This is a genomic window from Faecalibacillus sp. (assembly GCF_047023275.1).
GTDB lineage: Bacteria > Bacillota_I > Bacilli_A > Erysipelotrichales > Coprobacillaceae > Faecalibacillus.
In genome coordinates this window covers 1-10,101 of record NZ_JBKYAR010000050.1, presented here as the reverse complement: position 1 = coordinate 10,101, position 10,101 = coordinate 1, and the positions used below count along the sequence as shown (strand labels likewise).

General features: G+C 26.4%; 11 protein-coding genes. 6 read left to right on the top strand and 5 right to left on the bottom strand.

Translation table 11 applies throughout. The features are described 5' to 3' along the window. Positions 1–40: 40 nt before the first annotated feature. Genes ACLVEP_RS12305 through ACLVEP_RS12290 form a run of 4 tightly spaced genes read right to left on the bottom strand, consistent with a single transcriptional unit; the run spans position 41 to position 3,838 of the window. On the bottom strand, positions 41–1,549 hold the full coding sequence (locus tag ACLVEP_RS12305) for an LCP family protein (protein ID WP_412585185.1): 1,509 nt from the start codon (positions 1,547–1,549) through the stop codon (positions 41–43). Between the two features lie 53 nt (positions 1,550–1,602). Further along, on the bottom strand, positions 1,603–2,826 hold the full coding sequence (locus tag ACLVEP_RS12300) for a hypothetical protein (RefSeq protein ID WP_412585183.1): 1,224 nt from the start codon (positions 2,824–2,826) through the stop codon (positions 1,603–1,605). Next, positions 2,823–3,503, bottom strand: a complete 681-nt coding sequence (locus ACLVEP_RS12295) for a LytR/AlgR family response regulator transcription factor (protein ID WP_318000478.1) — start codon at positions 3,501–3,503, stop codon at positions 2,823–2,825. Before ACLVEP_RS12295 ends, ACLVEP_RS12300 begins: the two co-directional genes overlap by 4 nt. Next, positions 3,503–3,838 carry a helix-turn-helix domain-containing protein gene (locus ACLVEP_RS12290; protein ID WP_412585181.1) on the bottom strand — a complete coding sequence of 112 codons (336 nt, stop codon included), beginning with the start codon at positions 3,836–3,838 and terminating at the stop codon, positions 3,503–3,505. Before ACLVEP_RS12290 ends, ACLVEP_RS12295 begins: the two co-directional genes overlap by 1 nt. Positions 3,839–4,022: 184 nt before the next feature. Here ACLVEP_RS12290 and ACLVEP_RS12285 point away from each other — a divergent pair, with 184 nt between their 5' ends. The 6 genes from ACLVEP_RS12285 to rfbB all read left to right on the top strand — a co-directional run bounded on the left by ACLVEP_RS12285 (position 4,023) and on the right by rfbB (position 8,477). Beyond that, positions 4,023–4,529 (top strand): accessory gene regulator B family protein, encoded by a 507-nt coding sequence (locus tag ACLVEP_RS12285; protein ID WP_412585179.1) that lies wholly within the window; start codon positions 4,023–4,025, stop codon positions 4,527–4,529. Continuing rightward, entirely contained in the window at positions 4,522–4,635 is a 114-nt protein-coding gene (locus tag ACLVEP_RS12280) for an AgrD family cyclic lactone autoinducer peptide (protein ID WP_318000481.1), read from the top strand. The genes ACLVEP_RS12285 and ACLVEP_RS12280 overlap by 8 nt, the downstream gene beginning before the upstream one ends. A gap of 50 nt (positions 4,636–4,685) precedes the next feature. Next, on the top strand, positions 4,686–5,849 hold the full coding sequence (locus tag ACLVEP_RS12275; protein ID WP_412585177.1) for a MerR family transcriptional regulator: 1,164 nt from the start codon (positions 4,686–4,688) through the stop codon (positions 5,847–5,849). A 119-nt stretch (positions 5,850–5,968) separates the two neighbouring features. Next, positions 5,969–6,850, top strand: coding sequence for a glucose-1-phosphate thymidylyltransferase RfbA (gene rfbA / locus ACLVEP_RS12270; RefSeq protein ID WP_318000483.1), 882 nt, complete (start codon positions 5,969–5,971; stop codon positions 6,848–6,850). Between the two features lie 16 nt (positions 6,851–6,866). Continuing rightward, complete coding sequence (gene rfbC / locus ACLVEP_RS12265; RefSeq protein ID WP_022001318.1) at positions 6,867–7,442, top strand: dTDP-4-dehydrorhamnose 3,5-epimerase; 576 nt, start codon at positions 6,867–6,869, stop codon at positions 7,440–7,442. Beyond that, the gene (rfbB, locus tag ACLVEP_RS12260; protein WP_022001319.1) at positions 7,443–8,477 is read left to right on the top strand and encodes a dTDP-glucose 4,6-dehydratase; all 1,035 of its coding nucleotides are present in this window, start codon (positions 7,443–7,445) and stop codon (positions 8,475–8,477) included. A 30-nt stretch (positions 8,478–8,507) separates the two neighbouring features. Here rfbB and ACLVEP_RS12255 read toward each other — a convergent pair whose 3' ends face one another. After that, positions 8,508–10,025 carry a sulfatase-like hydrolase/transferase gene (locus tag ACLVEP_RS12255; protein WP_412585175.1) on the bottom strand — a complete coding sequence of 506 codons (1,518 nt, stop codon included), beginning with the start codon at positions 10,023–10,025 and terminating at the stop codon, positions 8,508–8,510. Positions 10,026–10,101 lie beyond the last annotated feature (76 nt).

Below are 10,101 nucleotides of genomic sequence, written 5' to 3'. Positions count from 1 at the left end.
AAAAAAAGAATGGATCGTCTTAAATCCATTCTATTCTGTCTTACTTTTCTCCATCTAATCCTTTTACGTCTTTTTTAGTTAATTTATCTCCGTTTTCAACACGATCTATTAGTTTTGTAATCTTCTTCACGTATGTTGGATATGGCTTCATTACATAAATACTTGAACCATGCATTGAATATGTTTGATCTGTTTTATATCCCTTACCATCAAGTTGCACATTGAAAACACTCCATTCAGCATTATCATCTAATTGCATATTAATTAATGATTTAATTTCATCTGATGACATATTTGTTTCAAAGCATCCTTCAATTGCTGTTAAAATTCTTTGGAAATTTGTGATGATTTTTGGTGACATTGCTTTGTTTAACATTGCTTTTAATAATTTTTGTTGGTTACGTCCTCGATCATAATCTCCATTTGGTAAATTATATCTTTCTCTAACAAAACATAATCCCTTATCACCATCTAATTCATTTTCACCTTTTACAATATGATAATTTCCATGTCTTGTTGTAAACTCATAATCAGAATCAACAGTTACCCCACCTAATGCATCAATAATATTTGTGATACCACTAAAGTTTGTTCTAGCATAGTAGTTTACATCTAAGTCTAAGAAATCTTCAATTGTAGAAATAGTTTCTTCAACACCATAAATACCTGTGTGTGTTAATTTATCCATTTTACCATTTTTATGAAGTTCAATTTCACAGTCACGTGGAATACTTGTCATTAAAATTTGTTTAGTTTTAGGATTAACTGTTACAATTAAGTTAACATCACTTCTTGAAACTGTTGATACAAAACCATATGTATCAATTCCAGTTACATATACATTAAATGGTTTTTCAGTAACATCTGTTACTGCTGTTGTTACTGACTTAGCTTTTTTATCAAATTCATATGTTTTAACAATTCTAGTTTCTTCATCAAAACCTTCATGGTTTAACTCTAACATTGATTTATATTGAGCACCAACAACAATTGCGTCTACTTCTCTGTTATATAAAGCATCAGCTAATTGTGAGTATGTATCATATGTTGTATATTTTTGAGTATCGATTGTTTCTTCCATTTTGGCTAATGCTTTATTTAAAGTAGCTTTTTCTTTTTCATAAGATCTACCAAATTTAGCACCTTTTAAATCTGCTAAAGAAGCAGTCCCATAATCACCATCTTTTAAAACAATGACATTGATTGCATATTTTTGAATTGTTGTTTGTACATTACTCAAGAAAGTATTTCCTCTTGCAGCAAAAGTACTTCCAATTACTAAAACAATAGAAACAATTAAGCTTAATACTTTAGAAATAATTGTTCTTTTGCTTGTTACGCCTTCAGCAACTTTTTTCTTTCCAGTTTGAATAATAATCCAAAATAATAAAACCAAAACTGCTAAGATAGCAGTTAAAACTGCAAAATATTTAACAGGTAATAATTTTGTTAAATATACAAAATATAAAAGGACACCAGACGCAACAATTTGCAAGGTTAAAATAAGTGCTCTAGATGTCATAAATCGCATAAATTTATTCTGTTTCATAATCATCCTCCATATGTTGATTAATTCTCGTTTATCATAGCACAATCAACATTTTATAGCAAATCGCCACTATTTTCTAAATAACATCCAAACATATACTGATTATCTTCTATTTTTGACAATTTTTTCCCATTATATTTTCTACATATTTCTTCTATCAAATATTCATTCTTCTTAAATTGATGATCAACGACAATCCCATTTTCAATCAAGCATCTAATCTTAATAATTGTATAATATCTTTGACTTTCTATCGTATAATGAATTGCTTTATGTGTTGTTTTTTGACTAAGAACAATCGCATTATCCAATAAAAATTTTAAAATAGTGGCTAAGTCATAAGAAGAAACACCTTGATAAATTTGATCAGAATAAGTTCCATAAAAATCAATCTGATGTTCCTTCATGATTTCTGTATACCGATTAAAAACATAATTTAACACAATGTTGTTTGTGTGAATAACCTCTGTCGGTATTTCTAATGATATATCTTGAAGTTCAATTTCCTGATTTTCTTTTAAATCTTTAACAAGCTTTTTATAATCATGAATAATTTTGTTATATTTTTTACTTTTTTGATTAGCAATTTCCACAAGTGTTTCTTCATACTGTAATGCTTGCTCATGAATTTTTTGATTCATTAAATTCTGATAATATTGTGTCATCTCTAAACATAAAATATAAATTAATATAATTACCATCAATGAAACAATATACAAATAGATAATCGATGATAGTCTCATTTGATTCAATAAATATTCATTAAAAGAATAAATATCGAGAAAAATAATAGTTATCAGTGTTGACATCACAAAAAACCAAATATGTTTATTCAATTGAAATTCTTTTTTCAAATACTTTTTTAAATAAAAATATTCAATAAGCCATATTCCCTTAGAAATAAATGTAATCAAATATCCTAAATAGCCATCATAAGCATACATGACATATTGTAGGGATTGTTGATTTAATAAAAACATACATAATCCATTAATAAGTAACATATTTATATTAATAAAAACAATCTTGATCAATTTATTATAAATATCTCCATGATAAAAATGTTGTACATATATAAAACTTACAATTAATAAAATAACTCCACTATAGTTAATAACGATATACTTATTCATTATTAAGGAAAGTAAGCTCATCATTATTATAAAAAATATCTTGTTATATCTTATTTGCCTTTTATCTTTAAAAAACAAATCTAAATACATAACATAAATTGTATTTTCTAATAATGCATAGATAACATCTAGCAATAATTTCATTGTATTTTATACTCCTGATAGGCTTCTTTTACACTATTTTTATATTTATAACTTAAAGGAAGTTGGATTTCATTTTCTAAAACAACTCTCATTTCTTTTAAGTTGATATATTGAATATATCTCATATTCACAAGTATCCCATATGAAATAGTAATAAAGTTATTCTTTTTTATTTTTTTAAGCATTTCTTTAAATGTAGAACGTATTCTATATTCTTCTTTTCCATGAATAATGATGTAATTTTTATCTGTATGAATATATTGGATATCATCATAATAAATAGCAATTATTTGATTTCCACTTTCTACAATAATTCTATCATGATCAGCTTCAAGTTTTTTTAATAATCTTTTCATTTTATTATGAATATCTTCTTTCAATTTTTTCTTTCTAATAAAATCAAAAATATCATAATCTATGCTTTTATAAACAATATGATCATATTTAGTAATAATAATTCTAATATATTTACTTAATTGTGTTTCTTTAAAAAATTCAAAAGCAGTTATATTTTCCATTTCATAATCAATATAAACAACATCAAAATGATCAATCTCTTTAATCAATGATTTAGCATCTTGAAAATATGAAACTTCAAACATCTCATATTCTTGTAAACATTCTTTAATCTCTTCTAAAAAATCTTTTTCATCATCTAAAATTGCTACTTTATACATTATTTCCTCTCATGAACCATTTTTACATATTCAACTAGTGTTCTATATGCATTCCTTGTTTCTTTATTTTTCATAAATTCTTTTGGCATATACGTATGGTCTTTAGCCTCAGCTTCTCTTTCATCTAATGGAATAGGTGTATCAACAAGCCCCAAAATATAATCACACGAAACATTGAAAAACTTAGCCATTTCAGCTACTAAATAAATATCTGGAATTGTTCTATTTTGCTCATAAAATTGAATTGTTTTTAATGATACTTTAAATACCTTTGATAACTCTTTTTGTGTCATCTCTTTTTCTAATCTTAAATACTGTAATCTTTCTCCTAACATTACTTTATCCTCCATAAAAGATATAAATTAATATTATAAGTTACTACTATGTCAAATAGCATTATATATATTTTAAGCAATACTGCAATAGCAAATTTTCCCACTATTTCTTTAATTTTCCCTAATGCTATCAAATTTTATTTTATTAGCTAAAATAAAGTTGAAATCAAGAAAGGAGAATTTTATGAATCAATTAGCTAAGTATCTTACAATGAAAATCGTACCACAAGAATATAAAAATGATTTTGATAAAATAGAACTCGCTATTTATGGTATGGAAGGTTTATTATGTAATGTTTCTACAATTTTTACGGCTTATATTTTATCAATATTTTTTCATACAACGTATGAATTTATTGGATTCATTTTATTTTTTATACCTTTAAGGTTATCCTATAAAAGTTTTCATTGTTCATCATTTCTACAATGTTTTGTCTTTTCAAACATTCTTATTCTTTTTGCGACATATTTTATTAAATGTGTCACAAATATCCCTTTTTTAAATATAATATGTTTTATATTAATAATAGCCAATTACATTTTATCTTATGAAAAGAACAAAAGCTTGCATTGTTTTGAAATGATTGTTTTATATCTTTTGATTGATTCATCGCTGCTTATTACTTACTTGATTTCTTTACTAATTAATATAGTTTTATTGATATTAAAAAGAGGTGAAAATGATGTTTAAAGGATTATTTGATTTAATGGTTAATTTTGCATCTGTTTTAGAACTTCCACCATCTTGGTGGATTTTATATGAGCCAAAAAAACCAAATGCATTAAAAAACAAATAAAAAGATGATAAAAACTATCATCTTTTTATTTTCTATTTTATAATATTTCTATGGAAAAATATTATACAACTGGACAGTTTGCTAAAATTGCAGGTGTCACATTAAGAACAATTAGATATTATGATAAAATTGGCTTATTAAAGCCTTCTCATGTTTTAGAAAATGGTTATCGTCAATACTGTAAACATGATTTGATTACTTTACAAAAGATTCTTGCTTTAAAAGAATTAGGCTTTTCTTTAGAAGAAATTTATCCTCTTATTATAGATAATGATAAAAAAAGTTTTCAAGAATCTTTAAAACTACAAACATCATTAATTGATCAAAAAATTAATCATCTAAATAATTTAAAAAACACAATTAAAAATACAGAAAAGATTTTAAATCATGATGATATTTCTTGGGAAAAGATTATTGAACTTATTAATCTTACAAATAATGATGAGATGATTATTCAACAGTACTTAAATAGTCAAAATTTATCTTCTCGTATTTATTTACATGAACACTATTCAATAAATAAGGAAGGTTGGTTTCCTTGGCTTTTCAATCAAATTGATTTTTCTAAAGTAAATCGCCTATTAGAAATAGGATGTGGAAATGGTAAATTATGGGAAAATAATCATTATAATTTAAGAAATAGAGAAATATTTTTATCTGATTGTAGCCATGGAATGGTTGAAGATGCAAAAAAACTACTTGGAAATGATTATAATTATTTGGTTTTAGATTGTCATAGTATTCCTTTTAAAAGTGATTTTTTTGATACAGTCATCGCAAATCATGTTTTATTTTATTTATATGATTTAAATTTAGGTTTAGAGGAAATTGCGAGAGTTCTTAAAGATTATGGTGTTTTTTATTGTACAACGTATGGTAAAAATCATATGATAGAAATCACCCAAATTGTTCATCAATTCGATTCACGTATTCAACTTTCAAAACAAAATCTTGTAAATAAGTTTGGTCTAGAAAATGGTAAAAAGCTTTTAGAACCATATTTTAAACATATTGAATTAAAAAGATATAATGATTACTTGATTGTAGATGATGCTAAAGCATTAATTGATTATATTATGAGTTGTCATGGAAATCAAAGAGAATTCCTTGGTCATAGATTAAAAGAATTTCAGGTTTATATTGAAAATTTAATTAAGGAAAATCATGGCATAAAAGTTACAAAAGATTGTGGTTTATTTATATGTCAAAAATAATCATACTTTGTGTGTGATTATTTTTTTGTTGATTATAAGCATAATTTTTCTTTTTACTATTGACACTTACGTAACGTCATGGTTTATTCTTTAATAGTAAAGTAAAAGGAGGTACTTCTATGAAAGGTATCGTATTAGCTGGAGGATCTGGAACAAGACTTTATCCTCTAACACAAGTAACAAGTAAACAATTATTACCAATTTATGACAAACCTATGATTTATTATCCTTTGAGTATTTTAATGAATGCAGGTATTAAAGATATTTTAATTATCTCTACTCCTGATGATACTCCTCGTTTTAAAGAATTATTAGGTGATGGGCATCAATTTGGTATTTCACTTCAATATAAGGTTCAACCATCTCCAGATGGATTAGCTCAAGCCTTTATTTTAGGTGAAGAATTTATTGATGGTGAAGCATGTGCTATGATTTTAGGAGATAATATCTTCCATGGACATGGTTTATCAAAACGTTTAAGAAGAGCTGCTAGTAAAGAAGACGGAGCAACTGTTTTTGGATACTATGTAGATGATCCTGAAAGATTTGGAGTTGTAGAATTTGACGAAAATGGTAAGGCTATTTCTTTAGAAGAAAAACCTGCTCAACCTAAATCAAATTATGCTGTCACTGGTTTATATTTCTATGATAAACATGTTGTAGAATATGCTAAACAAATTAAACCATCTGCTCGTGGTGAATTAGAAATTACTGATTTAAATAAAATTTATCTTGAAAAAGGTAATTTAGATGTTGAATTATTAGGTCAAGGATTTACATGGTTAGATACTGGAACTCATGAAAGTTTAGTAGATGCAACTAACTTTGTAAAAACTGTAGAAACTCATCAAAACAGAAAAATTGCATGTCTTGAAGAAATCGCTTATAACAATGGATGGATTTCTAAAGATGAATTAAATACTGCTTATGAACTTTATAAAAAGAATCAATATGGTAAGTATTTAAAAGATGTAATGGATGGAAAATTTATAGATCAATAAAAAGGAAGTAAAAAAGATGAAAGTTATTGAAACAAAAATTCCAGGTGTTTTAATTGTAGAAACAGATGTTTTTGGAGATCACCGTGGATACTTTACAGAAACTTATTCAAAACCTAAATATGAAAAATTAGGTATTACTGTTGATTTTGTACAAGACAACATGTCTTTTAGTGCACAAAAAGGAACTTTACGTGGTTTACATTGGCAAAACCCACCTTATGCACAATCTAAATTAGTATCTTGTACTAAAGGAAAAGTTATTGATGTTGCAGTAGATATTAGAAAAGGAAGTCCAACATTTGGTGAATGGGTTTCTGTTGAATTAAGCGCTGAAAATCATCGCCAATTCTTTATTCCACAAGGATTTGCCCATGGATTCTTAACTTTAACAGATGATGTTGAATTTAGATATAAAGTAGATAATGTGTATAATAAAGAATCTGAAGGTGGTATGCGTTATGATGATCCAACAGCTAATGTTGATTGGGGATCATTATTAAATGGTATTGAACCTGTTTTAAGTGAAAAAGATCAAACAGGACCAACTTTAGAAAATTCAAATAATCAATTTGTATATGAAGGAGATAAATAAATGAAAATTTTAGTAACAGGTGGTGCAGGTTTCATTGGTGGAAACTTTGTACATTATATGGTTAATAAATATCCAGAAGATATGATTGTTAACTTAGATAAATTAACTTATGCTGGTAACTTAGAAACTTGTAAACCAGTTGAAGGTAAACCAAATTATAAATTTGTTAAAGGTGATATTGCTGATAGAGAATTTATCTTTGATTTATTCAAAAAAGAAAAATTTGATGTTGTTGTTAACTTTGCTGCCGAATCACATGTAGATAGAAGTATTGAAGATCCTGAAATCTTTGTTAAAACAAATGTTATGGGAACAACTACTTTATTAGATGCATGTAATGAATTTGGTATTAAAAGATATCATCAAGTTTCTACTGATGAAGTTTATGGTGATTTACCATTAGATAGACCTGATTTATTCTTTACAGAAGAAACTCCATTACACACATCTAGTCCATATAGTTCTTCTAAGGCTTCTGCAGATTTATTTGTATTAGCTTATCATAGAACATTTGGATTACCAGTAACTATTTCAAGATGTTCAAATAACTATGGGCCATATCATTTCCCAGAAAAATTAATTCCATTAATTATTTCTAGAGCATTAAATGATGAAGAATTACCTGTTTATGGTACTGGAGAAAACGTACGTGACTGGTTACATGTTTATGATCACTGTGTAGCAATCGACTTAATCATTAGAAAAGGTCGTGTTGGTGAAGTTTATAATGTTGGTGGACATAATGAAAGAACTAACTTAGAAGTTGTTAAAACAATCTTAAAAGCTTTAGGTAAACCTGAATCATTAATTAAATTTGTTTCTGATAGAAAAGGTCATGATATGAGATATGCTATTGATCCTACTAAATTAGAAACTGAATTAGGATGGAAACCAAAATATACATTCGATACAGGAATTCCTCAAACAATTGATTGGTATTTAAATAATAAAGAATGGTGGGAAAACATCATTTCTGGTGAATATAAAAACTATTTCCAAAATATGTATGTAGATAAAGGAAGAGTTGAAGAATAAAAATAATGGATCTCAATATGAGATCCATTTTTAATTAAATTGATAGATATTTTTATCTAAGTATTCACTACTTTTTTGTACTTCTTCATTAATATAGTTTTGACCATATTTTTCAATAATTGTTGGTAGTTTAGAAAATAAATTTGTACCTAAACCTAATTTATTCCCCTCTATATTAAATCCCATTGCTGCTAAGGTTGTAGGATACATATCCATATGTGTGAATTGTCTATTTTTTATATGATCCGTGGTTGCCTTAGAATTAATAAAACAATTATATGTAGTTCTTTGATAAGAAGCAGGAATATCATTTGTATATTGTTGTGCCATTGTTGGATGATCTCCAACAAGAACAATTGTTGTATTTTCATACCACGATTGTGTTTTACACCAATCAATGAACTGATTAACCAATTGAGATTGGCAAGCATATATATTTTCATAACGCGTTTGATATGTATTTGGACAATATTTACATAAAAAGCCTTTTGGCATATGACAATCTATAGTCGCCATGGTAAAATTGAATTTACCAGTTTGCGCAAGTTGTGAAATTTCATCTTTAGCTAATTCAAATAACTTATAATCATTTAATCCCCATTCATTAAGTTCATTACTTTTGAATGTGTATTTCTCTTTTAAAGAATTAAGATCACAAATTTTATCAAAGCCATGTTGTAAAAAAAGTTTATCTGTTCCAGCAAATTCTTTTTGAGAGCCAATCATAAGTTCCTGTACGTATCCATTCTCATTTAAAACATCACCAAATGTTTTAGCACCTGGCATAAATTGATTTTGTTTATCCATATCATTAGCAACTTCAACTTTTAATGGTAATCCAGTGAGTTGAGATGTCATTGACGCAATTGTCCATGTTGTACCAGTAAACGGTAATGCACCACCGAGTTGATCAGTGTTTGAAAAATTAATATTTTGTTTAGCTAACTCTGTTAATTCAGGGAAACAATTATAATCTTTTATACCACCATTTGATTTATCTAAAAAAGAATTCTCAAATGATTCTAAGTAGATGTAAATAAGATTATGAGTATTATCTCCAGAAATCTTAATATCTTGAGGATTTTGATAAATAATTGTGCTATCCCCTATATATTCCGTATTTTTCTTTTTATGTACTTTCTTTTTATTATAAATTGTGGTCTTTTGAGACTGATGCGTATAATACGATAAAATTTCATATCTATTATTTGTATAAAAGAGACTCAAAAGTAAAGATGTCACAATAAAGAATGAGCCTATGTATTTTGTATATTTAAAAAACTTAATGGACGTTTTTTTTCTTAAATAAAAAATAAGGACTATAAAAATAATGCATATAAAAATCGATAATAATAATACTTTTATGATATATGAATATATTACAGATGTATCTGTTCCACTTGTAGGAGATAATAAAGTGAATAATATCTCTTGGATTTTAACACTTCCAAAATTATTATAAATCCAAATATTTGATAACAATAATAAAGCATTAAAAAAAGTAAGAACTGTAAATAAAACCAATAATATTTTGTTTCTATTTTTCATCAACTCACCCCTTATTTATAATAAAAAAAAAGAACTGGCAACGAGCTATTTTCGCACAACGTACTATCTTCGCCGC

Bases quoted from the DNA above. Each gene is read 5' to 3' on its own strand.
- ACLVEP_RS12305 (WP_412585185.1), bottom strand. From the start codon at position 1,549: ATGAAACAGAATAAATTTATGCGATTTATGACATCTAGAGCACTTATT.
- ACLVEP_RS12300 (WP_412585183.1), bottom strand. From the start codon at position 2,826: ATGAAATTATTGCTAGATGTTATCTATGCATTATTAGAAAATACAATT.
- ACLVEP_RS12295 (WP_318000478.1), bottom strand. From the start codon at position 3,503: ATGTATAAAGTAGCAATTTTAGATGATGAAAAAGATTTTTTAGAAGAG.
- ACLVEP_RS12290 (WP_412585181.1), bottom strand. From the start codon at position 3,838: ATGTTAGGAGAAAGATTACAGTATTTAAGATTAGAAAAAGAGATGACA.
- ACLVEP_RS12285 (WP_412585179.1), top strand. From the start codon at position 4,023: ATGAATCAATTAGCTAAGTATCTTACAATGAAAATCGTACCACAAGAA.
- ACLVEP_RS12280 (WP_318000481.1), top strand. From the start codon at position 4,522: ATGTTTAAAGGATTATTTGATTTAATGGTTAATTTTGCATCTGTTTTA.
- ACLVEP_RS12275 (WP_412585177.1), top strand. From the start codon at position 4,686: ATGGAAAAATATTATACAACTGGACAGTTTGCTAAAATTGCAGGTGTC.
- rfbA (WP_318000483.1), top strand. From the start codon at position 5,969: ATGAAAGGTATCGTATTAGCTGGAGGATCTGGAACAAGACTTTATCCT.
- rfbC (WP_022001318.1), top strand. From the start codon at position 6,867: ATGAAAGTTATTGAAACAAAAATTCCAGGTGTTTTAATTGTAGAAACA.
- rfbB (WP_022001319.1), top strand. From the start codon at position 7,443: ATGAAAATTTTAGTAACAGGTGGTGCAGGTTTCATTGGTGGAAACTTT.
- ACLVEP_RS12255 (WP_412585175.1), bottom strand. From the start codon at position 10,025: ATGAAAAATAGAAACAAAATATTATTGGTTTTATTTACAGTTCTTACT.